This window comes from Sphingomonas sp. Root241 (assembly GCF_001428865.1).
Classification (GTDB): domain Bacteria; phylum Pseudomonadota; class Alphaproteobacteria; order Sphingomonadales; family Sphingomonadaceae; genus Sphingomonas.
The window spans coordinates 873,427-896,333 of sequence record NZ_LMIV01000001.1 but is presented as its reverse complement, the minus strand read 5'-3'; the positions used below and the strand labels follow the sequence as shown (position 1 = coordinate 896,333).

Annotated in this window: 26 protein-coding genes; 12 read left to right on the top strand and 14 right to left on the bottom strand. The window is 66.0% G+C overall.

The features are described from left to right. Positions 1-77: 77 nt before the first annotated feature. Together accC and arsC are read left to right on the top strand one after the other, a co-directional pair. A complete protein-coding gene (gene accC, locus ASE13_RS04275) occupies positions 78-1,433 on the top strand; it encodes an acetyl-CoA carboxylase biotin carboxylase subunit (protein ID WP_056611874.1) in 1,356 nt (451 codons plus the stop codon). 108 nt (positions 1,434-1,541) lie between these two features. After that, the gene (arsC, locus tag ASE13_RS04270; RefSeq protein ID WP_056611871.1) at positions 1,542-1,880 is read left to right on the top strand and encodes an arsenate reductase (glutaredoxin); all 339 of its coding nucleotides are present in this window, start codon (positions 1,542-1,544) and stop codon (positions 1,878-1,880) included. Positions 1,881-1,898: 18 nt separating this feature from the next. Here arsC and ASE13_RS04265 read toward each other — a convergent pair whose 3' ends face one another. Beyond that, positions 1,899-2,303 carry a PAS domain-containing protein gene (locus tag ASE13_RS04265; protein WP_235536835.1) on the bottom strand — a complete coding sequence of 135 codons (405 nt, stop codon included), beginning with the start codon at positions 2,301-2,303 and terminating at the stop codon, positions 1,899-1,901. A gap of 107 nt (positions 2,304-2,410) precedes the next feature. Here ASE13_RS04265 and purL point away from each other — a divergent pair, with 107 nt between their 5' ends. From purL to bfr, 6 genes are all read left to right on the top strand, one after another. After that, entirely contained in the window at positions 2,411-4,630 is a 2,220-nt protein-coding gene (purL, locus tag ASE13_RS04260; protein WP_056611868.1) for a phosphoribosylformylglycinamidine synthase subunit PurL, read from the top strand. Between the two features lie 200 nt (positions 4,631-4,830). After that, on the top strand, positions 4,831-5,262 hold the full coding sequence (locus tag ASE13_RS04255; RefSeq protein WP_056611865.1) for a DUF3052 family protein: 432 nt from the start codon (positions 4,831-4,833) through the stop codon (positions 5,260-5,262). 79 nt (positions 5,263-5,341) lie between these two features. Beyond that, the gene (locus ASE13_RS04250; RefSeq protein ID WP_235536834.1) at positions 5,342-5,974 is read left to right on the top strand and encodes a nitroreductase family protein; all 633 of its coding nucleotides are present in this window, start codon (positions 5,342-5,344) and stop codon (positions 5,972-5,974) included. Between the two features lie 10 nt (positions 5,975-5,984). Next, positions 5,985-7,208: a DUF418 domain-containing protein gene (locus ASE13_RS04245; protein WP_056611861.1), complete on the top strand. Its 1,224-nt coding sequence runs from the start codon at positions 5,985-5,987 to the stop codon at positions 7,206-7,208. 77 nt (positions 7,209-7,285) lie between these two features. After that, complete coding sequence (locus ASE13_RS04240; protein WP_056611857.1) at positions 7,286-7,456, top strand: bacterioferritin-associated ferredoxin; 171 nt, start codon at positions 7,286-7,288, stop codon at positions 7,454-7,456. Between the two features lie 90 nt (positions 7,457-7,546). Continuing rightward, a complete protein-coding gene (bfr, locus tag ASE13_RS04235) occupies positions 7,547-8,029 on the top strand; it encodes a bacterioferritin (protein WP_025556858.1) in 483 nt (160 codons plus the stop codon). A 97-nt stretch (positions 8,030-8,126) separates the two neighbouring features. On the opposite strand, the gene ASE13_RS04230 is transcribed toward bfr, so the two are convergent. The 11 genes from ASE13_RS04230 to ASE13_RS04180 form a co-directional block, all read right to left on the bottom strand. After that, positions 8,127-8,540, bottom strand: coding sequence for an Hpt domain-containing protein (locus ASE13_RS04230; RefSeq protein ID WP_414885301.1), 414 nt, complete (start codon positions 8,538-8,540; stop codon positions 8,127-8,129). 93 nt (positions 8,541-8,633) lie between these two features. Beyond that, a complete protein-coding gene (der, locus tag ASE13_RS04225) occupies positions 8,634-10,007 on the bottom strand; it encodes a ribosome biogenesis GTPase Der (RefSeq protein ID WP_056611851.1) in 1,374 nt (457 codons plus the stop codon). 221 nt (positions 10,008-10,228) lie between these two features. Further along, positions 10,229-11,551, bottom strand: a complete 1,323-nt coding sequence (locus ASE13_RS04220; RefSeq protein WP_056611848.1) for a PQQ-like beta-propeller repeat protein — start codon at positions 11,549-11,551, stop codon at positions 10,229-10,231. Next, the gene (locus ASE13_RS04215; RefSeq protein WP_056611845.1) at positions 11,548-12,255 is read right to left on the bottom strand and encodes a tetratricopeptide repeat protein; all 708 of its coding nucleotides are present in this window, start codon (positions 12,253-12,255) and stop codon (positions 11,548-11,550) included. Before ASE13_RS04215 ends, ASE13_RS04220 begins: the two co-directional genes overlap by 4 nt. Positions 12,256-12,331: 76 nt before the next feature. Beyond that, positions 12,332-13,189, bottom strand: coding sequence for a 3-methyl-2-oxobutanoate hydroxymethyltransferase (gene panB, locus ASE13_RS04210; protein ID WP_056611841.1), 858 nt, complete (start codon positions 13,187-13,189; stop codon positions 12,332-12,334). Between the two features lie 38 nt (positions 13,190-13,227). Further along, a complete protein-coding gene (locus ASE13_RS04205) occupies positions 13,228-13,863 on the bottom strand; it encodes a TIGR02466 family protein (protein ID WP_056611838.1) in 636 nt (211 codons plus the stop codon). A 23-nt stretch (positions 13,864-13,886) separates the two neighbouring features. Beyond that, the gene (locus tag ASE13_RS04200) at positions 13,887-14,327 is read right to left on the bottom strand and encodes a hypothetical protein (protein WP_056611835.1); all 441 of its coding nucleotides are present in this window, start codon (positions 14,325-14,327) and stop codon (positions 13,887-13,889) included. 251 nt (positions 14,328-14,578) lie between these two features. After that, a complete protein-coding gene (locus ASE13_RS04195) occupies positions 14,579-14,926 on the bottom strand; it encodes an ArsC family reductase (protein ID WP_056611832.1) in 348 nt (115 codons plus the stop codon). Then, a complete protein-coding gene (locus ASE13_RS04190) occupies positions 14,923-15,348 on the bottom strand; it encodes a GNAT family acetyltransferase (protein WP_056611829.1) in 426 nt (141 codons plus the stop codon). The genes ASE13_RS04195 and ASE13_RS04190 overlap by 4 nt, the downstream gene beginning before the upstream one ends. Then, complete coding sequence (locus ASE13_RS04185; RefSeq protein WP_156404733.1) at positions 15,333-15,962, bottom strand: hypothetical protein; 630 nt, start codon at positions 15,960-15,962, stop codon at positions 15,333-15,335. Before ASE13_RS04185 ends, ASE13_RS04190 begins: the two co-directional genes overlap by 16 nt. Before the next feature lie 86 nt (positions 15,963-16,048). Continuing rightward, a complete protein-coding gene (locus tag ASE13_RS04180; protein WP_056611824.1) occupies positions 16,049-16,945 on the bottom strand; it encodes a LysR family transcriptional regulator in 897 nt (298 codons plus the stop codon). 173 nt (positions 16,946-17,118) lie between these two features. Here ASE13_RS04180 and ASE13_RS04175 point away from each other — a divergent pair, with 173 nt between their 5' ends. Beyond that, entirely contained in the window at positions 17,119-17,853 is a 735-nt protein-coding gene (locus ASE13_RS04175; protein WP_056611822.1) for an SDR family NAD(P)-dependent oxidoreductase, read from the top strand. Positions 17,854-17,893: 40 nt separating this feature from the next. Next, positions 17,894-18,496, top strand: a complete 603-nt coding sequence (locus tag ASE13_RS04170; RefSeq protein ID WP_056611819.1) for an NADPH-dependent F420 reductase — start codon at positions 17,894-17,896, stop codon at positions 18,494-18,496. Positions 18,497-18,508: 12 nt separating this feature from the next. On the opposite strand, the gene guaA is transcribed toward ASE13_RS04170, so the two are convergent. Both guaA and ASE13_RS04160 read right to left on the bottom strand, forming a co-directional pair. Beyond that, on the bottom strand, positions 18,509-20,065 hold the full coding sequence (gene guaA, locus ASE13_RS04165; protein WP_056611816.1) for a glutamine-hydrolyzing GMP synthase: 1,557 nt from the start codon (positions 20,063-20,065) through the stop codon (positions 18,509-18,511). Between the two features lie 51 nt (positions 20,066-20,116). Continuing rightward, the gene (locus ASE13_RS04160; RefSeq protein WP_056611813.1) at positions 20,117-21,145 is read right to left on the bottom strand and encodes a serine hydrolase domain-containing protein; all 1,029 of its coding nucleotides are present in this window, start codon (positions 21,143-21,145) and stop codon (positions 20,117-20,119) included. A gap of 629 nt (positions 21,146-21,774) precedes the next feature. Here ASE13_RS04160 and ASE13_RS04155 point away from each other — a divergent pair. Together ASE13_RS04155 and rplQ are read left to right on the top strand one after the other, a co-directional pair. Continuing rightward, a complete protein-coding gene (locus ASE13_RS04155) occupies positions 21,775-22,374 on the top strand; it encodes a DNA-packaging protein (RefSeq protein ID WP_162254665.1) in 600 nt (199 codons plus the stop codon). Between the two features lie 55 nt (positions 22,375-22,429). Continuing rightward, positions 22,430-22,852 (top strand): 50S ribosomal protein L17, encoded by a 423-nt coding sequence (gene rplQ, locus ASE13_RS04150; protein WP_056611808.1) that lies wholly within the window; start codon positions 22,430-22,432, stop codon positions 22,850-22,852. The last annotated feature ends 55 nt before the right edge of the window (positions 22,853-22,907 follow it).

Below are 22,907 nucleotides of genomic sequence, written 5' to 3'. Positions count from 1 at the left end.
ACCGTTCTTCTTCGGGACTATAGAAAAGCAGCCCTTCGACAAGCTCAGGGCGAACGGTAGGGTTCGGAAGCCGCAAAATGCCTGAGATCAAGAAACTCCTCATCGCCAATCGCGGCGAGATCGCGCTCCGCATCCACCGTGCCTGCCACGAGATGGGGATCAAAACCGTCGCGGTGCACTCGACCGCGGACAGCGACGCGATGCACGTGCGGCTGGCGGACGAGGCGATCTGCATCGGGCCGCCGAGCGCGACCGAGAGCTATCTCAACATCCCCAACATCATCAGCGCTGCCGAGATCTCGGGCGCCGATGCGATCCACCCGGGCTACGGCTTCCTCTCGGAGAACGCCCAGTTCGCCGAGATCGTGGAGGCGCACGGGATCATCTTCGTCGGGCCCAAGCCCGAGCATATCCGCACGATGGGCGACAAGATCGAGGCCAAGCGCACCGCGGGCGCGCTCGGCCTGCCTCTCGTCCCTGGGTCGGACGGCGCGATCAGCGACCTCGCCGAGGCGAAGGCGATCGCGGCGAAGGCCGGCTATCCGGTGATCATCAAGGCGGCTTCCGGCGGCGGCGGGCGCGGCATGAAGGTGTGCACGTCCGAGGACCAGCTCGAGACCTTGATGCAGCAGGCCGGCAGCGAGGCGAAGGCCGCGTTCGGCGACGCCACCGTCTATCTCGAGAAATATCTCGGCAATCCGCGCCATATCGAGATCCAGGTGTTCGGTGACGGCAACGGCAATGCCGTCCATTTGGGCGAGCGCGATTGCTCGCTCCAGCGCCGCCACCAGAAGGTGCTGGAGGAAGCCCCCTCCCCCGTGCTCGGCCAAGCCGATCGCGAGCGGATCGGCGGGATCTGCGCCAAGGCGATGGCCGATATGGGCTATCGCGGCGCGGGGACGATCGAGTTCCTGTGGGAGAATGGCGAGTTCTACTTCATCGAGATGAACACCCGCCTGCAGGTCGAGCATCCGGTGACCGAGATGATCACCGGCCTCGATCTCGTCCGCGAGCAGATCCGCGTCGCCGAAGGGCATGGGCTGTCGTGCACGCAGGAGAATATCCAGTTCCACGGCCATGCCATCGAATGCCGGATCAACGCCGAGGATCCGCGGACCTTCGCGCCCTCGCCGGGGACGGTGAAGCAGTTCCACGCACCCGGCGGCATGCACGTCCGCGTCGATAGCGGGCTCTACACCGGCTACCGGGTGCCGCCGTACTACGACAGCATGATCGCCAAGCTGATCGTCTATGGCTCGACCCGCGAGCGCTGCCTGATGCGGCTGCGCCGCGCGCTGGAGGAGTTCGTGATCGAGGGAATGAAGACGACGATTCCCTTGCACCAGGCCTTGCTCGACGATCCCGAGTTCCAGCAGGGCGCGTACACGATCAAATGGCTCGAAGAGTGGCTGGCGAAGCAGGACGCGCAATAGCCACCCGTTCGCCCTGAGCTTGTCGAAGGGCGACTTTCCCTGGCTCAGGTCGAGCAATTCCGTGCTTCGACAACCCCGGATCCAGTCCGGGGACGAACGGATGGGTGAATGAAGGCCACGATCTACCATAATCCGCGCTGCTCGAAGTCGCGCGAGACGCTGGCGATCTTGAACGACACGCCGGGCATCGAGGTCGAGATCGTCGAATATCTCAAGACGCCGCCCTCGCGCGACGAACTGGCGCGGCTCTATGTCCGGGCGGGCATGACTGCGCGTGAAGGGCTGCGCATCGCCGAGGATGCCGCCAAGCCGCTCGAGGGCGCCGACGACGACACGATCCTCGACGCGATGGCGGCGAATCCGATCCTGATCGAGCGGCCGCTGGTGGTGACGGAGAAGGGCGTGCGGCTGGGGCGCCCGCCGGAGACGGTGCGCGAGATACTCTGACGCTTCCCCGGACAGAAATCAGCCATCGATCTCGTCAGTGATGTCCTGCTTGGTCCCGTAGAGATAAGTTGCCCGGCCGCTCCGGCAAACCACGTCGGCACTCACGCGCATCCAGCGCAGCGCGCCGTCCGGCCTGCGGATCTGCGCCTCGAAGGTGAAGGCACTGCAATGCGCGATCGCCTCGCTCCGGAGCCGATCGAGCAACGCGCGCGATTCCCGCGTGTACATCTCGACGATATCGCGGCGGTCGACCCGGATGCCGCGGGGGATGCCGAACAGCTCGAAGACGGGCGTGGACCAGGTCAACGCATCGTTCGAGAGATCGCATTGCCAAGTGCCGGCCGGTCGTTCGAGTTCGGGCATGTCGCCGCCCGGCACGGTCCCGCGTGCCTCGAACCGCTCGATCCAATGTGGCCGCAACAACATCGCTTCCAGTTACCGCCGTTGGTTTAACCAGCCCTTACCCCGGCAAGATCCGGGGCCACGCAAGCGGGGTGACGAACCAAGGGAGCGCCGCTAAGGGCTGACGCATGAATCAGATCACGCCCGAAATCGTCGCCGAGCATGGCCTTTCGCCCGAGGAATATGAGCGCGTCCTGCACGCGATGGGGCGCGAGCCCAACCTGACCGAGCTCGGCATCTTCAGCGTGATGTGGTCCGAGCATTGCAGCTACAAATCCTCGCGCATCCATCTGAAGAAGCTCCCCACCACCGGCCCGCAAGTGATCTGCGGCCCCGGCGAGAATGCCGGCGTGGTCGATATCGGCGACGGCCAGGCGGCGATCTTCAAGATGGAGAGCCACAACCACCCGAGCTACATCGAGCCCTATCAGGGTGCGGCGACGGGCGTCGGCGGCATCCTCCGCGACGTGTTCACGATGGGCGCGCGGCCGGTGGCGAACATGAATGCACTCCGCTTCGGCCGGCCCGATCACCCGAAGATGCGCCACCTGATCGCCGGCGTGGTCCACGGTATCGGCGGCTATGGCAATTGCGTCGGCGTGCCGACCGTCGGCGGCGAAGTGAACTTCCACCCGGCCTATGACGGCAACATCCTGGTCAATGCAATGACCGTCGGCGTCGCCGATACGGACAAGATCTTCTATTCCGCCGCCTCGGGCATCGGCAATTCGATCGTCTATGTCGGCTCGAAGACCGGCCGCGACGGCATCCACGGCGCGACGATGGCCTCGGCGGACTTCGGCGAGGATTCGGAGGAAAAGCGCCCCACCGTCCAGGTCGGCGACCCCTTCACCGAGAAGCTCCTGATCGAGGCCTGTCTCGAGCTGATGGCATCGGACGCGATCGTCGCGATCCAGGATATGGGCGCCGCGGGCCTCACTTCGTCCTCGGTCGAGATGGCGAGCAAGGGCGGCGTCGGCATCGAGCTGATCATGGACGATGTCCCCCAGCGCGAGACCGGCATGACGCCGTACGAGATGATGCTGAGCGAGAGCCAGGAGCGGATGCTCATGGTGCTCAAGCCCGGCCGCGAGGATTTCACCAAGGCGATCTTCGAGAAGTGGGAATTGGATTTCGCGGTGATCGGCCATGTCACCGATACCGGCCGGATGGTGCTCAAATGGAAGGGCGACGTCGTCGCCGATATCCCGCTCGCCCCCCTCGCCGACGAAGCGCCGCTCTACGATCGCCCGCACGTGCCGACTCCCAAGCCGGCGCCGCTGGCCGATGTGCCCGAAAGCCAGGATCCCGCCGCCGATCTCCTCAAGCTGATGGGATCGCCGGACATCGCCAGCCGCCGCTGGATCTGGGAACAGTATGACCACATGGTCGGCGCCGACACCGTCCAGCGCCCGGGCGGCGATGCCGCGGTGGTCCGTGTCCACGGCACGCAAAAGGGCCTCGCGATCACCACCGATTGCACCCCGCGTTACTGCTTCGCCGATCCGGTCGAGGGCGGGCGCCAGGCAGTCGCCGAGGCTTGGCGCAACCTCACTTCGGTCGGTGCGACGCCGCTCGCGGTCACCAACTGCCTCAACTTCGCCAACCCCCAGCGCCCCGAAATCATGGGCCAGATCGTCGGCTGCCTCGAAGGGATGTCGGAGGCGTGCGTCGCACTCGACTTCCCGATCGTGTCGGGCAATGTCTCGCTCTACAACGAGAGCAAGGCGACCGGCGGTGGATCGGCGATCCTCCCCACGCCCGCGATCGGCGGGCTCGGGCTGCTCCAGGACTATGCGAAGAGCTGCACGATCGGCTTCAAGGGCGTCGGCGACACGATTCTCACGATCGGTGAGCGCGGCGGCGATCTCGGCCAGTCGATCTGGCTGCGCGAATTGCATGGCCGTGAGGACGGTCCCCCGCCGCCGGTCGATCTCGCCGCCGAGCGCCGCACCGGCGACTTCATCCGCGAACAGATCGCCAAGGGCGCGATCACCGCGTGCCACGACGTCTCCGACGGCGGGCTCGCCGTGACGGTCGCCGAGATGGCGCTCGCCTCAGGGATCGGTGCGCTGGTCAACGAGCCCCAGCCCTTCGGCATCGCCGGCTCGCTGTTCGGCGAGGACCAGGGGCTCTATGTCGTCACGGTCTGCGATTCGTGCCTCGCCGACTTCATGGTCGCCGCGCACAAGGCCGATGTCCCCGCCGATCACCTCGGCCGGACGATCAAGGATCGCCTGATCTTCGAACTCGACGAAGGCGACTGGACGGTATCGCTGGCCGATCTCCGCGCGGCGCACGAAGGCTTCTTCCCGGCATTGATGGGCGAAGACGCCGCGCTCGCTTGACGTCGGGGTCTCCAAAAACCACGTCACCCCCGCGAAAGCGGGGGCCCATCTCCGACAGTTTCCACGAGCGCACCGGTGCATTTTGCCGCTCGCTCGGGAGATGGGCCCCCGCTTTCGCGGGGGTGACGGAAGTGGTGCAGCCTCGCGCCCCCTTCCCTCTTCCGCGATTGCGACTAAGCTCCGGCGCGGAGGGCACGCCCATGACCGCAGGCTATTCAGATACGCCGCTCGCCGACAAATTGGGCCTCAAGCGCGGAATGCGCTGCTGGTTCCACAACATGCCCGAAAGCGTGCGCGCAGCGATCGATCCCGAGGCCGCTCAGGTCGAGGAACAGCCGACCGCATCCGACGGGCTCCAATACGCGCATCTGTTCGTCACCGAGCGCAGCAAGCTCGAAAACGAGCTCGCCGCATTGCAGCCGCTGATGGCGCCGAACGGCTTCATCTGGGTCTCCTGGCCGAAGAAAGCGGCGAAGGTCGAAACCGACGTGACCGAGGACGTGATCCGCGAGGTCGCGCTGCCAAGGGGGCTGGTCGATATCAAGGTGTGCGCGGTGGACGACATATGGTCCGGCCTCAAGCTCGTGATTCGCAAGGAAAATCGCGCCGCCATCGCTCAGGATAACCTCTGACTCGCTTTTACTTTCCCAATTGTGCACCATCCGGGATATGCCCGATCCAGAGGCGCTGCCCTGGCAGCCATATCCCCAAATGAACGACGCCGAACGCATCGAACGCGCGCGGGCGTTCCGCGATACCATGCGAACGCGCCGCAGCTGCCGCGCGTTCAGCGAGGAGCCGGTACCGCGCGAGATCATCGAGGCGGCGCTGGTCACCGCCGGATCGGCACCCAACGGCGCCAATCGCCAGCCCTGGCATTTCTGCATCGTGTCCTCGCCCGAAGCGAAGAGTGCGATCCGAGTCGCCGCCGAGGAAGAGGAGCGCGCCTTCTACGAAGGCCGCGCGGGCAGCGAATGGCTCGAGGCGTTGTGGCCGCTCGGCACGGGTGCCGAAAAGCCGTTCCTGGAGACGGCGCCATGGCTGATCATCGCTTTCGGCCAGCGCCGCGGCGGGCTGGATCCGGACAATCTGAAGCAGAATTACTATGTTACCGAGAGCGTCGGCCTCGCCTGCGGATTGCTCCTGGCGACATTGCATCAAGCCGGGGTCGCGACCCTGGTCCATACCCCCAACCCGATGCGCTTCCTCAATCGCGTGTGCCGCCGCCCGGAGCATGAGAAGCCGATGATGGTGATCGTGGCGGGCTATCCCGGCGCCGACGCGACGATTCCGGCGCATGCGCTCGAAAAGAAGTCGCTGGAGCAGCTCGCGACCTGGCTGTAGCCGTCCACGCATGGACCTGCCCGCCACCAGCCTGAAAGCGCCGGCGGCGCGCCTCGCCTCGCTCGACGTGGTGCGCGGGGTGGCGGTGCTCGGCATATTGCTGCTCAACATGGTGAGCTTCGGGTTGCCCGAGGCCGCCTATCTCAACCCGCGCGCTTATGGCGGCTGGCACGGCATGGATCTCGCCGCCTGGGCGCTCAATTTCGTGCTGTTCGACGGGAAGATGCGCGGACTCTTCTCTTTCCTGTTCGGCGCCTCGATGCTGCTGGTGATCGAGCGTGCCGAGGCGAACGGCGAGAGCGCCGCGTCGGTCCATTACCGCCGGATGGTCTGGCTGCTCGCATTCGGGCTCGCGCATCTCTGGCTGGTCTGGCACGGCGACATCCTCACCCATTATGCGTTGGTCGGGATGCTCGCCTTCGGCCTGCGCGCGCTGCCGACCGAGCGGCTGCTGGCGCTGGGCGTGCTGCTGATCGGATTCTCCATCCTGCTCTTCGCCGCAGTGCCGATCGCAGTGCACCAAGGGCACGATCTGGCTGCGCTCAATCAGACGATGGGCATGCCGGCGCCGGCCGAGATCGCGCGCGAGCTCGCGCTGTTTCGCGGCGATTATCCGGCAATCCTGCGCGCGCGGCTCGACGAGCATCTCACCACGCCGCTGCCCATGCTGTGGTTCTACGGGCCCGAGACGCTGGCTTACATGCTGTTCGGCATGGCCGGGTTGAAGAGCGGCATGCTGCGCGGCGAATGGCCCCGCGCGCGCTACCGGCGCTGGCTGCGGGCCTGCTGGGGCATTGCCCTGCCCGCTTATGCGGCACTCGCCGTCTACATCGTCCTCGCGCAGTTCAGTCTGTTCTCGGTGGCGCTGGCCAGCTGGACGCTCACCGCGCCGCTGCGGCCGCCGACGATCGCGGGCTGGGCATGCCTGATCCTGCTGCTCGCCAGGCCGGGCGGCGTGCTGACGGAACGGCTCGCCGCGGCGGGGCGGATGGCCTTCACCAACTATCTGCTGACCAGCCTGATCTGCACCACCTTGTTCTACGGCTATGGCCTCGGCTGGTTCGGCCATCTGTCGCGCTGGCAGCTCTATCCGGTGGTGCTCGCGATCTGGGCGATGATCCTGCTCTGGTCGAAGCCGTGGCTCGCGCGCTTCCGATTCGGGCCGTTCGAGTGGTTGTGGCGCAGCCTGGCACGGGGAAGCCGGCAAAGGCTGCGCGGGGCTGCCGCATCTTAACTGCGAATGCCTCGCAATACCCTTGCGAATCGGTCTCAATAGCCGTACATCCCTCGACATCGAGGCGTGAGGGTCAGATGGTCGTCTGCGTTTGCAATGCAATTCGGGAAAACGATGTGCGTGCGGCTGCCCGGGAGGGCGCGACCAGCGCGTGCCAGGCGTATCGCGCGCTCGGACGCAGCCCGAAATGCGGCCAGTGCGTGCCGTTCGCGCGCGAGATCATCAACGCCGAGCGTGCGGCTGCGTAGCGTTCGCAACTAAAAAACCGCGGATTTCTGCGGTTTCCGGCACCTTCTTTTAGCGCTATGGCATCCCGGTAAAGCATAGGGATGAAAGCCATGAAGGGCGACGCAAAGGTCCTCGAATTCCTCAACGAGGTGCTCAAGAACGAGCTCACCGCGATCAACCAATACTGGCTGCACTACCGGCTGCTCGACAATTGGGGCGTCAGGAAGCTCGCCGAGCTCGAGCGCCACGAATCGATCGACGAGATGAAGCACGCCGACAAACTGGCGGAGCGCATCCTGTTCCTCGAAGGGCTTCCCAACTTCCAGTTGCTCGGCCGCCTGCGCATCGGCGAGACCGTCGAGGAGATCCTCCGCGCCGATCTGGCCGTGGAAGTCGAGGCGATCGCCGTGCTCAAGGAAGCGATCCCGCATTGCGAGGCAGTGCGCGACTTCGTCACCCGCGACCTGTTCGTCGATATCCTCGAAAGCGAGGAAGAGCATGTCGACACGCTCGAACGCCAGTTCGACATGATCGCGCGGATGGGGCTGGAGAACTACATCCAGCTCAACAGCAAGGCCGAAGAAGCGAGCTAGACGGCACCGCCGTCATCCCGGCGAAAGCCGGGATCTCAGGCAACGAGCGAACAGTCTGCGGCACGAGATCCCGGCTTTCGCCGGGATGACGGTATCTCTAAAGAACCGGCCTGCGCCCGAACGCAGCCGGTTTGCGCGCCACCAGCGGATTCGCCTCGCGTTCGAGCATGTCGAGCGTGGTCTCGAACAGCGGGCGCAGCTTCACGACATGCTCGAGCGCCTCGGTCGGCGTCTCGCGGCGCTCGATGCAGCCGCGCGCGATCATCTCGATCGTCTCGGCCACGTCGGAGAGCGGATCGGCGCCGAACTGGCGCGCTTCGCCCTTGAGCGTGTGCGCCGGGATCACCATCGCAGTGGCGTTCTGGCTGCGCATCGCGTCCTCGATCCGGTCGACCGACTTGATGCCGTCTTCGCGGAAATAGCCGAGGATGCGCACGAAATTCGCCCCCAGCTCGGAGCGCGCCTGCTGGAAATTCTCCCAGTTCACCAGCGGATCATTACCGATCGTCACGTCCATACCCAAGCATACCCCCCGACGGTACCGGAGCGATCATAGTTCGGGAACGTAAACAGGGCGTTGATATCTTCCGCTACGGCGCGGCCGTCAGTCTTTCTTGCTGTGATCGAACGGGTTCTTGGGCGCACGAAGCGTGAGGCGCACCGGCACCGCGCCGAAATCGAATTCCTTGCGCAGGCTGTTGATCAGATAGCGCTGGTAGCTGACCGGGAGCAGGTCCACTCGCGTCCCGAACAGGATGAAGCTCGGCGGACGCGCCTTGTTCTGCGTGACGTAACGCGGCTTGATCCTTTTGCCGCCGGGCGCGGGGGGCGGATTGGCCTCGATCGCGCGCTCGAACCAGCGATTGAGCTGGCCGGTGGAAACCCGGCGCGACCAGGCCTCGCGCGTCTCGAACGCCACCTTCATCAGCGTGTCCAGCCCCTTGCCGGTCTCGGCCGAGACCGTCAGCAATGGCACGCCCTTGACCTGCGCCAGCCCCTCGTCGAGCGCGCCCTTGACCCCGTTGAACAGGCTGGAGGCGTTTTCGGCGACGTCCCATTTGTTGAGCGCGATGACGAGCGCGCGGCCCTCCTGGAGCACGCGATCGGCGATCTTGAGGTCCTGCACCTCGAGCCCGCGCGTGGCGTCGAGCAGCAGGACGACCACCTCGGCGAAGTCGATCGCGCGCAACGTATCCATCACCGAGAGCTTTTCGAGCTTTTCCTCGACCCGCGCCTTCTTGCGCAGGCCGGCGGTGTCGATCAGGCGGACCTTGCGCTTGGCCCCTTCGAAATCCTCCCACTCCCAGTCGACCGAGATCGAATCGCGCGTGATCCCGGCTTCGGGGCCGGTGATCATGCGGTCCTCGTCGAGCAGCCGGTTGACCAGGGTCGACTTGCCGGCGTTCGGGCGGCCGACGATCGCGAGCTTGAGCGGCGCATCGGGCGATTCGTCGTCCTCGGGCGCTTCCTCTTCCTCGTCGCGCTCGACATGCGGGAGCAAAGCCTCGAACAAATCGACCACGCCCTCGCCATGTTCGGCCGAAAAGGGGATCGGATCGCCGAGGCCAAGCGCCATCGCCTCCAATATGCCCGATTCGCCCGCTTTGCCCTCCGCCTTGTTGGCCATCAGCACCACCGGACGGTCGGTACTGCGCAGCCATCGGGCAATCTCCTCGTCCAGCGGCGTCACCCCGGCGCGGGCGTCGATCAGGAATAGCGAGACGTCGGATTCGCGCACCGCGGCCTCGGTCTGCGCGCGCATCCGGCCGGGAAGCGTCGCGGCGTCGTCATCTTCGTAACCGGCGGTATCCATCACGCGGAATTCGAGCCCGAGCAGGTTCGCCTCGCCCTCGCGGCGATCGCGCGTGACGCCGGGCTGATCATCGACCAGCGCCAGCCGCTTGCCGACGAGCCGGTTGAACAGCGTCGACTTGCCGACATTCGGGCGTCCGATGATGGCGACTGTTGGAAGGGGCACAAAGAATTCCGTTCGGGTTTGGCTTGTGAAATGCCGTACTTCGTTCTTCACGCCGCGTGAAGAAGGACTCCCCTCCCTGCAAGGGAGGGGTTGGGGGTGGGTGCGAGCCGAAGGCGAGCCCGGCGACACCGTGTGAATAAAAAGAAAAGGTCGGGCATCGAGCCCGACCTTTTCTTACCCACCCCCTGCCCCTCCCTTGCAGGGAGGGGGGATTATCGCTTTTACCGATACGCGCTCAACCGACCCTTGTCGTCCAGCACGTACAGCGTGTTGTTCGCGACGACGAGCGGGAGCGAGATCGACTCCTTGACGTCCATCGTGCCGGTGACGCTGCCGTCGGTCGGCGAGGCGAAGACGATCTCGCCGCGGCTGTTGCCGAGGATGAGGCGGCCGCCGGCCAGCACCGGGCCGACCCAGCTGATCGGGTTCTTCGATTTCTTCTGGTTCTGGTAACGGCGCAGCTGCGAGATCCAGCGGATCTTGCCGGTGCCGCGCGCGATCGCGATCAGGCGGGCGTCGTCGGTGACGACGAACAGCCATTCGCCCGCCGCCCAGGGCGTCGAGATGCCGGCGATGGTTTGTTCCCACAATGGATTGCCGCTGGCCATATCCATTGCGACCATGCGGCCGCCTTGCCCGATCGCATAGACGCGGCCCTGATCGATCACCGGCTCGGCATCGATGTCCGAGAGCGACGACACCGAAGTCGACATCGAGGTGCGCGAGAGCACCACGTCCCACAGCGAGCGGCCATTCTCGTAACGATAGGCGTTGAGCTCGCCCGACGAGAAGCCGGCGACCACCGTGCCCAGTGCCGAGGCCGGCGCGGCGACGCCGAACACGCCCTGCGATTCGAGGCTCGCCGAAACCGTCCAGCTGATCTCGCCGGTATCCTGCGCGAGCGCGAAGAGCTGGTTGTCCTGCGTGACGACATAGGCATTGCCATTGGCCAGCGTCGGCGCGCCGCGCAGCGGGCCGCCGGGACGCTTGCGCCACAGCACGTTGCCGTCGGCGACGTTGATCGCGACGACGTCGCCCAGGCCGTTGCTCGCGAACGCACGCTCGCCCTCGACACTGACGCCGCCACCGAAGCGCGCGGACTTGTTGCCCTCTTCATTGGCGGTGTTGGCGCGCCACAATTCGGCGCCGGTATCCGCCGCCAGCGCATGGACGACGCCATCGGTGTCGATCACGAAGAGCTTGTTCTCGGACACGACCGGCGATGCGGCCAGGCGTTCCTTCTTGGACGGCTTGGCGACGTCCTTCGACCAGATGCGCGCCGGGCTTGCGCCGAGCGCCAGATGGCCCATCGATTTGGCGGCATTGCCGCCCGGCTGGCGCCAGCCGTCGTTCGCCGCCGCCTCGGGCAGCAGCACGTCGACCGCCGCGAGGCCCTTGTCCGCAGTGATGTCGCTCTCCGACACCAGGATCGGCACGCGCTCGCCGAGCACGGGGGTCTTCTTGCCGCCGCCTTTGAAGACTCCGCAGCCGCTCACCAACGCGAGCGCCGCGAGAGCGGCAGCCACCCTCACCTTGTTGTTCATTTAGCCTTGGTATCCTTCGACTGATCGATGGCGTCGACACCGAGTACGCCCGCCAGCTGAACCGCACGTTGACGGATCGATTCGGGGACCTTCTCGCCGCCCTGGGCAATCTGCCCGTAGAGCCGGCCGGCCTCGGCCTTGTTGCCCGCCTTGAGATAGGCCGCGGCGACGAGCTCGCCCGCGGTGCCGAGCCACGGCGAATTGGGATTGGTCAGCCCCTTGAGGCGATCGATCACGACCTGCGGCTTGACGCTGTCGAACTCGGCGGCGGTCTGGCGGATCAGCGCGAGATCGCGATAAGGCTGCGGGAACTTCGCATTGTTCGCGACTTCGGCGAACTTCGCGGCGGCACCCTTGATGTCGTTCTTCTGGAGCAACAGGCTGCCCTGGGCGAGGCGTGCGGTCGCGGCATAGCCTTCGCCGCTGGTGGCGGCGATCTTGTCGAGCGCGGGGTTCGCCTCCGCGGCCTTGCCTTCCTCGACAAGGCGCATCGCGGCGTCATATTGCTCGCCCTGCGTGCCCGCCTTCTGCTCGCTGTAATGCTGCCAGTAGAGCCAGCCACCGAACGCGACCAGCGCCAGCACCACGGCGCCGAGGATCCAGCGGCCATAGTTGCGCAGGATGTGCATCGCCTGATCGCGGCGATACTCCTCGTCGACTTCGCGCAGAAAGGCTTCGTCAGTGGTACCGGGAGGAAGCGCCAAGAGTGACTCCGTGGGGTTGGTGCGGGCGCGGACCTTAGCCGTGCCCTCCGCCTAAAGAAAGCGTGCTGCTAGCCCTTCAGCCGCGCGCGGGATAGACCTGTTCGGCGCCCGGGAAGTCCCGCGACCGGACTTCGGCGGCATAGGTCGCAACCGCGGCGGAAATGCGGCCAGCGAGATCGTCGTAGCGCTTCACGAAGCGCGGCGTGCGCTCGAACAGGCCGAGCATGTCCTCGGTCACCAGCACCTGCCCGTCGCATTGCGCGGAGGCGCCGATGCCGATCACCGGCACCGTCACTGCCGCGGTGATCTCGTTGGCGAGCCCTTCGACCACGCCCTCGGCAACCATGCCGAACGCGCCGGCATCGGCTATCGCCCGGGCATCGTCGAGGATGCTGGCATGTTCGGCATTGCTGCGCCCGCGCGCGCCATAGCCGCCCAGCGCGTTCACCGACTGCGGGGTGAGGCCGATATGCCCCATCACCGGGATGCCGCGCCGCGTGAGGAATTCGACCACCGGCGCCATCGCCGTGCCGCCTTCGAGCTTCACGCCCGCGGCGCCGGTTTCGGCGAGGACGCGCGCGGCCGATTCGAACGCGTGTTCGGGGCTCGCTTCATAGCTGCCGAAGGGCATGTCGACGATCACCAGCGAATGATAGCTGCCGCGCACCACCGCGGCGCCGTGCGCGATCATCATGTCGAGCGTCACCGGCAGCGTCGACGGCAGGCCGTAGATCACCTGGCCGAGGCTGTCACCGACCAGCAGCACGTCGCAATGCGGATCGAGCAATTGCGCCATTCGCGTGGTGTAGGCCGTCAGCATCACCACCGGATCCTTCCCCTTGCGATCGCGGATCGCGGGGATGGTGAGTCGCTTCATCGGCGAGGGCGTGGGATTGGCGCGGCTGGTGCCGGTGTCGAGCGTGTAGGTGGACATGGGGCTCCTCTAGCGTTTTCCGGGGCTGCGCCGAAGCATTATCGCGCGCTGAGGTTCATCGCGATCGAGATGCGCTCGCCACTGCCGAGATAGGGGCGGACGCCGTGGCGGATCCACGCGGGGAAGAGGATGAGGTCGCCGGTCTTCGAGGCGATGCGATGCTCGACTGGCTGGGGCTGACCGTCCACGCCGAGCACGCGGAAGCCGGGCAAGGTCATTTGCGGCAGCGGAAAGCGCGGATCCTCGAGATAGAGCTCGCCGCCCGCCCCCTCGCCCGCCGCGACATAATAGACCGCCGCCCAGAGCACCCCCGGGTGCGAATGGCTCATGTTGAGCGCGCCGGGAGGCGAGACGTTGGCCCACATGCGCACGTCCCATTCGACCGTCGCCGCCTCGCGGCCCTCGAAATGCGACAGGCGCTTCGCGGTGCGCACCGCCATCTCGGCGAGCTTCGCGGCGGCGGGCCCGCCCCATTCGAGCATGTCGGTCTTCGAATGCCAGCCGCCGATATTCGAGCGCTCGATGCCGGGCTGTTGCGCCTGGTGCGCGCGGATCGACGCTTCGAGGGCGGCAGTCAGCGGAGCGGCGTCGCTCAGCCGGCCGTGCAGGACGATCGTCTCGAACAGCCCGACCTGCTCGGCACGGACGCGGATCGAGTCGAATTCGGAAGCCATGCTGCGCCGCTAAAGCGGCGGCGTCAGGAAATCCAGCCGCGGCGCCGGGCGAGACCGGCGATCCAGATCTGGAAGATCGCGACCACCAGGATGAACAAAGGAAACGGCACGGTGGCCGCGGCGCCCTTGTGCGCGAGCAGGTCGGTGGCGGCGAAGATATAGCCGAACTGGATCACCACCGCGATCAGCGAGACCAGGTAGAGCGGCTGGGCCAGCTTCGAGCGCAGCAGCAAGGCGATCGAGCCGAGCAGCCCCGCGCCGACCGCGACGGCATAGACGATGTTGAGCCAGGCCGGCAGCGCCGCGAAATAGGCGCGGTCCCAGTCGGTGGCGTTGGGATCGATGTCGGGGCCATAGGCGAAGTGAACGTAGAAGGACGCGCACCCCGCGAGCCCCCAGAGCACGAGAAGCACCGCCACGACCATGAACCACGCCGCAGGCTTCTGCCGAAGATAGGTAGCCATGCATCCCTCCCATGCATTTTCTGCAAGCGAGAATACCGGAAATCGGGCGCGGCGGCTAGGATGAGGGCGCATATTAAAACACGTCATCCCCGCGAAAGCGGGGACCCACCTCCTGAGCGAGCGGCAAAATGCACCGGTGCGTTTGTGGAAACTGTCGGAGATGGGTCCCCGCTTTCGCGGGGATGACGGTAAGGGGCTCCACGATGAACACGATATAGCTGTTATGAATCAACAGCTTGTATAGGTTCACCCTAAAGCAGCGCCCGGGCGTAGCGTTCCGGCGCGAAGCCGATCAGGATGCCGCCGGGATGCTCGAGCACCGGGCGCTTGATCATCGAGGGCTGGGCCAGCATCAATTCGGTCGCCTTGCCCGCGTCGAGGCCCGCCTTGTCGGCGTCCGGGAGCTTGCGGAAGGTGGTGCCGGCGCGGTTGAGCACGGTCTCCCAGCCCTCCATTTCGATCCAGCGGGCGAGCCGGGCGGGATCCACGCCGGCTGTCTTGTAGTCATGGAAGGCATAAGGGATCGCGTGCTCGTCGAGCCAGGCGCGGGCCTTCTTGATCGTGTCGCAATTCTTGATGCCGTACATCGTGACGGTCATGCATCCTCCCTGAGGAAGCGGCCGAGCACCGCGACCTTTTGCCGTTCGAGGCCGAGCGCTTCGTAGAAATCGAGCGCGGCGGCGTTGTCCTCGCGGACCATGAGCTGGACCTTGGGCGCGCCGCGGGCGCGGAGCCAGTCCTCGGCGGCAGCCATCAGAGCGCGGCCGAGCCCGGTGCGGCGCTGATCGGGCGACACTGCGAGATAATAGACCCAGCCGCGATGGCCGTCGAAGCCGACCATGACGCTGCCCGCGATCCCTTCTCCGCGCGCGACGAGCACCGCCGAGGCACCACCGCCCTGCGCGAGGGCGAAATCGGCCTCGGGGTCGTTCCACGGGCGCGTGAGGCCGCAGGCGTGCCAGAGGGCGACCACGGCCGCCTTGTCATCGGCAATGGCGGGCTCGATCAGCGGGCGATGCACGTCGTGCCGGCCCAGAGATTGGTGACCTCGCCCTCGGGATCGCGCGAGCTGAGCAGGCCGGACAGGTCGCCGGCGCTGAACTCCACGCCGAGCGTCGAATCCTCGATTCTGATCGCAGTGGCGGATTCGAGCTGCTTCCGGGTCGAGCCGATGCCGACGCCCGCCGCAGTGGCGAACCGGCCGCCGTCGCGCCCGTCAAGGTCCCAGCCGACGAACTTGCCGCCGTCGAAATAGAGGCCGAGGCCGCCGCGGAAGCTGGCGAAGGACAAGGCCCCGGCGCCACATTCCTGATTGTCGCCCTCCTCGATCGGACTGCCCAGCGCGGCGGCGATGGCCCGGGTCGTGACGTCGCGCGGCATTCCGAAGGCCATGTGCCGCGTCGCGCCGGTGGGAAGCACGAGGCTCAGCCCGTCGGGCGCAAGATTGACCGCGGGCTCGGCGACTTCCGCCACATTGGCGATGTTCGCGGGCTCGGCCTTGGGCACGATCAGCTCGTCGGCATTGCCCTGGAACACGATCGACTTGTTGGCATCGGGCTCCTGCGTCGGCCCGCAGCCGGCGAGCAGCGCCAGCGCGAATCCCGCGATCAGACCGCGCATCATTCCGATTTGCATCTCTATCCTCCAACCGGGAGGATAGAGACGACCATCCGAGAAACCAAGCCGAGTACGCATCCTGCACTCGGCGACCTGCTCGGGCGTCAGTCTCGCGTTACAGACAGCCCCGCGAGAAGCGGCGCGTAGGCGGCGAACCTGCGCGATACGAACTCCGTGAAGAGCCGCACGCGCTTCGTCTTGCGTGTCTCCCCCTGCGTGAGAAGCCAGAGCGTTCCGTACAGATGCAGCTCGGTGCCCGGCACCCGCACCAACATGGGATCGGCATCTCCCACGAAGCACGGCAGTGTCGTGATCCCGAGCCCTTGCCGTACCGCGGCGAGCTGCGCCTCCGCATCCGTGGTCCTGAACGGAACCCCGCTGGTGCGAACCTCGCCCTCGCCGGCCCAATCCGGAACGCCGTGTATGCTGATGACGATCCACCGGATGGGATCGCGCTCACCCGCACGCCATGCGGCCAGTCGATCGCGTGACATATAGACGGCGCCGAACACCTCCGGTCCCTTCAGGCCGTGGAGATTGAGCGGCAAGGTCTTGCGATCATAGACGACGCGGATCGCGATATCGGCCTCCCGGTTGGTCAGGTTCGCCAGCTCGCCGGACGACAGAATGTCCATCTCGATGTCCGGATGCAGGCGCGCGAAATCGGCGAAATCCGGCATGAGCAAATGGGTCGCGAGGGGCGGCGCCAGCGTCACCCGCAGCAGCCCGCGCACGCTCTGGTCGCGCCCGAAGACCCGCGTCTCCAGCTGGTGCGACGATGCTTCCATCTGGTTCGCGAGCTCGACGACCTCCTCGCCCGCAGCCGTCAGGCGGTAGCCCGAAGGCAGCTTCTCGAACATCTGCGCGCCGAGGCGCTCCTCGAGCTGGGCGATGCGCCGCAGCACGGTCGCGTGGTTCACGCCCAGGTGCCCGGCGGCGGCCCGCACCGAGCCTCCACGCGCGACGGCAAGAAAGTAGCGAACGTTATCCCAGTCGATCATGGTGCAATCCCGCACCACGCGGTGCGCCTTTCCGAGTCAGTACCTAAACAGACTGGATCGATTTCGCACCACCGATATGCGCACTTCCGCACTCAATGCCCGACTGCGGCGGACCCATGTTCAGGTTCTCGGGGCTTCCCCGAACAACCAAAGACGGAACGTAAGGAAAAATCATGGGTAAGCTCGAGAATAAGGTCGCAGTCATCACGGGTGGCTCGAGCGGCATGGCGCTGGCGAGCGCCAAGCGGTTCGTCGAGGAAGGCGCCTATGTCTTCATCACGGGCCGGCGGCAGGAGGTGCTGGACGAGGCCGTCAAGCTGATCGGCCGGAACGTGACCGGCGTGCGCGGCGACGCGGCCAATCTCGACGACCTCGACCGCCTGTTCGACACGGTCAAGCGGGAGAAGGGCAAGATCGACATCCTGTATGCAAGCGCCGGCGTGGGCGAAGGCGTCCCTCTGGGCGAGATCACCGAGCAGCATTTCGATACGGCCTTCAACCTGAACGCGCGCGGCACGCTGTTCACCGTCCAGAAGGCGCTGCCGCTATTCAACGATGGCGGATCGATCTTCATGACCGGGTCGGTCGCCTCGATCAAAGGCTTCCCCGGCTACAGCGTCTATGCGGCGAGCAAGGCGACGCTGCACGCCTTCGCGCGCGGCTGGCTCAATGAGCTGAAGGGCCGGAATATCCGGGTGAACGTGCTGCACCCGGGGCCGATCGCCACGCCGATGCAGGACGAGGTGCTCACGCCGGAAGCGAAGCAGATGTTCGAATCGCTGATCCCGCGCGGAACGATGGGCCTTCCCGAGGAAATCGCGGCGGCCGCGCTGTTTCTTGCGTCGGACGATTCGAGCTTCGTGAACGGCGTGGAACTGGCCGTCGACGGCGGCTTCTCGGCCATCTGAAGGGCCGGGAATCCACATCAACACCGATTGGAGAAATATCATGACCTACGCAATCATAGGATTCGGCAAGATCGGCCAGGCCCTCGCTCACGCCTTCGCCCGCAGGAACATCGACGTGACCGTCGCGAGCCGCCGCCCGCCCGAGGCCTTGGCGCCCCAGGCTCGGGCGATCGGACCCACGGTCGTCGCCCGGTCGCTGCAGGACGCGCTCGAGGCCGACACGATCTTCCTCGCAATCCCCTTCTGGGAGCATCGCGAGCTGGCAAAGGCCCTGCCGAGCTGGAAAGGCAAGACGATCGTCGACGTCACGAACACCTTTGGCGTTTCCCCGGAAGAGCTGGACGGCCTCCCGTCCTCCGCCTTCCTCGCCAAGGCGTTCCCCGGCGCCAGGCTCGTCAAGGGGTTCAATCACCTCGTTGCGCCGATCCTCGCCACCGATCCGGTTGTCGAGGGAGGGCACCGGGTCGTCTTCCTGTCGAGCGACGACGAGGACGCGGTCGCCCCCGTGGCGGCCTTGGCCAAACAGCTCGGCTTCGCACCCGTCACGTTGGGCAAGCTGGCCGAAGGCGGCGCACTGGTCCACGCACGCGGCCGCATCTGGGGCCCGCTGATCTTCCAGGATCTGTTCAAGAAGGAGCAGTAACGCTACCCGCCTTCACTCCCACTCGATCGTTCCCGGCGGCTTCGACGTATAGTCATAGGTCACGCGGTTGATCCCGCGGACCTCGTTGACGATGCGCGTCGCCACCCGCGGCAGGAAGTCGCCGGGATATTGGAATGCGACGGCGGTCATGCCGTCGGTCGAAGTAACCGCCCGCAGCGCCAGCACATAGTCATAAGTGCGGCCGTCGCCCATCACCCCGACGGTGCGCACCGGCAGCAGCACCGCGAAGGCCTGCCAGATCGCGTCGTAGAGCCCGGCATTGCGGATCTCTTCCAGATAGATCGCATCGGCCTTGCGGAGGATGTCGCAGCGTTCCTTGGTGACTTCGCCGGGAATGCGGATCGCGAGACCGGGCCCCGGGAACGGATGCCGCCCCACGAAGATGTCGGGCAGCCCGAGCTCGCGGCCCAATGCGCGGACCTCGTCCTTGAACAACTCGCGAAGCGGCTCGACCAGCTTCATGTTCATCCGCTCGGGCAGGCCGCCGACATTGTGGTGGCTCTTGATCGTCACCGAAGGCCCGCCGGTGAAGCTGACGCTCTCGATCACGTCCGGATAGAGCGTGCCCTGGGCGAGGAAATCGGCCCCGCCGATCTTCTTCGCCTCCTCCTCGAACACTTCGATGAAGGTCTTGCCGATGAATTTCCGCTTGGCCTCGGGATCGGTGACTCCGGCGAGGCCGTTCAGGAACAAGGTCTCGGCGTTCACATGGACGAGCGGGATATTGTAGTGGTTGCGGAACAGGCTGACGACCTGATCGGCCTCCCCTGCCCGCAGCAATCCGTGGTCGACGAACACGCAGGTGAGCTGGCTGCCGATCGCCTCGTGGATCAGCACCGCGGCCACCGCGCTGTCGACGCCGCCCGAAAGCCCGCAGATCACGCGGCCCGAGCCCACCTGCTCGCGGATCTCGGCGATCTTTGCCTGCCGGAATTCGGCCATCGTCCAGTCGCCCTGCAGCCCGCAGACGTGGCGGACGAAATTGGCGAGCAGCCTGGCACCGTCGGGGGTGTGGACCACCTCCATGTGGAACTGCGTGGCGTAATAGCGCCGGGCATCGTCGGCGACGACTGCGAAGGGCGAACCGGGGCTCACCGCGACCGGGCGGAAGCCGGGCGCGAGCTCGGTGACCTTGTCGCCATGGCTCATCCACACCTGGTGGCTCTCGCCCTCGGCCCAGAGCCCATCGAACAGCACGCAGCTATCCTCGATCTCGATGAAGGCGAGCCCGAACTCGCCCGAATCGCCGAGCTGCACTGTGCCGCCCAGCTGGTGCATCATGACCTGCTGGCCATAGCAGATGCCGAGGATCGGCAGCCCCGAATCGAAGATTTCCTGCGGGACGCGCGGACTGCCTTCGTCGAGCACCGAGGCGGGCGAGCCCGAGAGGATGATCCCCTTCGGCTTCATCCGCGCAAAGGCTTCGGCGGCGGCGGTGAAGGGGGCGATCTCGCTATAGACCCCGGCCTCGCGCACGCGGCGCGCGATCAGCTGGGTCACCTGGCTCCCGAAATCGACGATCAGGATTGAATCGGCATGATGTTCCATGCCCGACGCGCATAGCAGATGTCGCCGCCATGGGAAGTGCGTGGCGGCCGGTTATTGCGCAGGCGTTGCGAGCACGTCGACGATCCGCCCGGCCGCCTCGGAAAGCTTGCCCTGCGCAGTGGGAGTCGCGCGATTGGCGAGCAGCACGATGGCGAGTTTGCGCTCGGGATAGACCTGCATCACGCTCGAGAAGCCGAAGGTGCCGCCCGAAGTCCGCAGCTGGCGTCCGCCGCCGGGAAGCTCGCTGACGATCCAGTTGAGCGCGACCCAGGTCTTCTTGTCGAGCGTGAACCAGCTGCCCTCGTGGCTGAGCGCGACCGCGGGATCCTTCTCGTTCAGCTGGAGCGCGGCGTAGCGCAGCATGTCGTTGGTCGAATAGCGCCAGCCGAACTTCTCGCGCGGCAGGATTGCGGCCTCATTGCCCTCCGCGTCATAGCCCGTCGCCGCCGCCTTGCCGGAGAAGCCGAGCGGCCGCTCGATCTCCTGCGCGAGCAATGTCTCATAGGGTTGGCCATAGATGCGTTCGACCACGTAGATCAGCAGTTGCGCCGCTACGTTCGAATGCGCGACGTCCTCGCCGGGGCGCTTGCCCGGAGAAACCTTCCGGAGATCGGCCATGAAATCGGCCTTGCCATAAGCGACGAGCGCCTTGGCCATGCGGAAACGGCCGGGATCGGCGCCGAGGCCCGACAGATCGGGAAGATTATCGGGCAGCGCCGAGGTCATATTGGCAAGGTGGAGCAGCCGGACCGGCTGGCCTTCGAACTGGAGCTTCGGCCAGTCGCCGTCGAGATACTTGCGGACATCGTCGTCGAGGCTGGCCTTGCCGGCGATCACTGCGCGGGCGAGCAGCAGGCTGGTGATCGTCTTGGAGATCGATCCGATCTCGTATGCAGTGTCGGCAGTGGGCGCCGGGCCGCCCTTGGCGATCGAGCCGAAATGCCAGCTGGTGAACTTGCCGTCGCGGACGACCCCGATCGAAAGACCGACACCCTTCTCGGCGGCGAGATAGTCGGCACCGGCGCTGCGGGCGACTTCATCGATCGGAGTCTGCTGGGCAAGGGCAGGCGTCGCCAGCATGAGGATCGCAATAACCGCCCGTGTTAGCATCGGCCACTCCCCTTTGCCGGAAGGCTGACCCGCGAAAGCTGTCGCTACGATGAACGAGGTCGGAGAACCGCCGTCAGCGGAAATCGCGTAGGACGGCGATCCCGAAAGCGGTCATGGGTTCATAGGGTTGACGAGTGACTGCTAATGGGTAGCTAGCTGCCAGTAATGGGCTGCGATCACGACAGCCCATCGGCTGCTTCCGCCTCCCGTGCCGGATTGAATGAATTCCACGAGCGAAGCACCGTCGTTTGCCACCAATTCTTCTTTCGTAACATCTACCATTGCAAACTGCTCCCTATGGAATGATTCAGGCATTTCTGGAACATAATAGGAACATACAGAGTCCTACATTGCAAGCCATTGAATGCTAAGTCTGGCATGCTGCCCGGCGTTTTGGCGTGTGGGTGTGTTCCTCTCCCTTTTAGGGAGGGGTTAGGGTGGGTAGCGGCGGCGGGGGCTCGATGTCCCGGCCGCGGCCGTTTTGTCGCGGGCGGCTCGTTGGACTCGCCTTCGGCTCGCACCCACCCCCAGCCCCTCCCTTGCAGGGAGGGGAGCAAGAAGGGATTGGACATGGCGAGTTTGTGGAGGCGGTGCGGCGGTTGAGCGAGGGGCTGCTGGCCGAGGATCTCGAGGGGCCCCTGTGGCCTGTGAAGCTGATCGAGGCGAGCCGCGGGGCGGCGGCGCCGCCGGCGGTGGAGGATCTGGTGCGGGTGGTGATCGGAGTCGATCCGCCGGCGAGCGCGGCGGGCACGTGCGGGATCGTGGCGTGCGGGATCGATGCGCAAGGAGTGGTGCATGTGCTGGGCGATCACTCGGCGGGCGGGCTCTCGCCCGAGGGCTGGGCGGCGCGGGTGGCGGCGGCGGTGGAGGCGCACAAGGCCGACCGGGTGGTGGCGGAGAAGAACCAGGGCGGCGACATGGTGGCGAGCGTGCTGCGCAGCGCGGGGCGGGCGCTGCCGGTGACGCTGGTCAGCGCGACGCGGGGGAAGGTGACGCGGGCCGAGCCGGTGGCGGCCCGGTTCGAATGCGGGCAGGCGCGGCTGGCGGGGCGGTTTCCCGAGTTCAAGGCGGAGCTGGCGATCTGGGCGCTGGCGATCGCGCCGCGGGGGAGCCGAGAGTCAGTTTACCTTGACTTATGGGGGCGGATCGGGTTGAGGGCAGCGCTTCACGACACGTGGCGGTTTTCGGCGGCGACCTGATGCTGCCTGGTCTGGGGTTCCTGATACGGCCCCTTAACGAACGAAGGAATGATATATGCGCCATCGCGTAGGCGGCCGTAAGCTTCAGCGGACCTCGGCTCACCGCATCGCCCTGTTCCGCAACATGAGCGCCGCGCTGATCAAGCACGAGCAGATCACGACGACCGTCGCCAAGGCGAAGGAACTGCGTCCGTATATCGAGAAGCTGATCACGCTCGCCAAGAAGGGCGGCCTTTCGAACCGCCGTCTCGCGCATTCGCGCCTGCTCGACGATGCGCAGCTGACCAAGCTGTTCGACGTTCTGGCGGCGCGCTACGCCGACCGCAACGGGGGGTACACCCGCGTGATCAAGGCCGGCATCCGCGCCTCGGACGCCTCGCCGATGGCGATCATCGAGTTCGTCGATCGCGACGTCTCGGCCAAGGGCCAGGATTCGGGCCCGGTGCTGGTCGACGAGGACTTCGACGAAGCCGCCTGATCGCGCCGTCACGGTTGAATTAGAGGAAAGGCCGGGCCATCAGGCACCGGCCTTT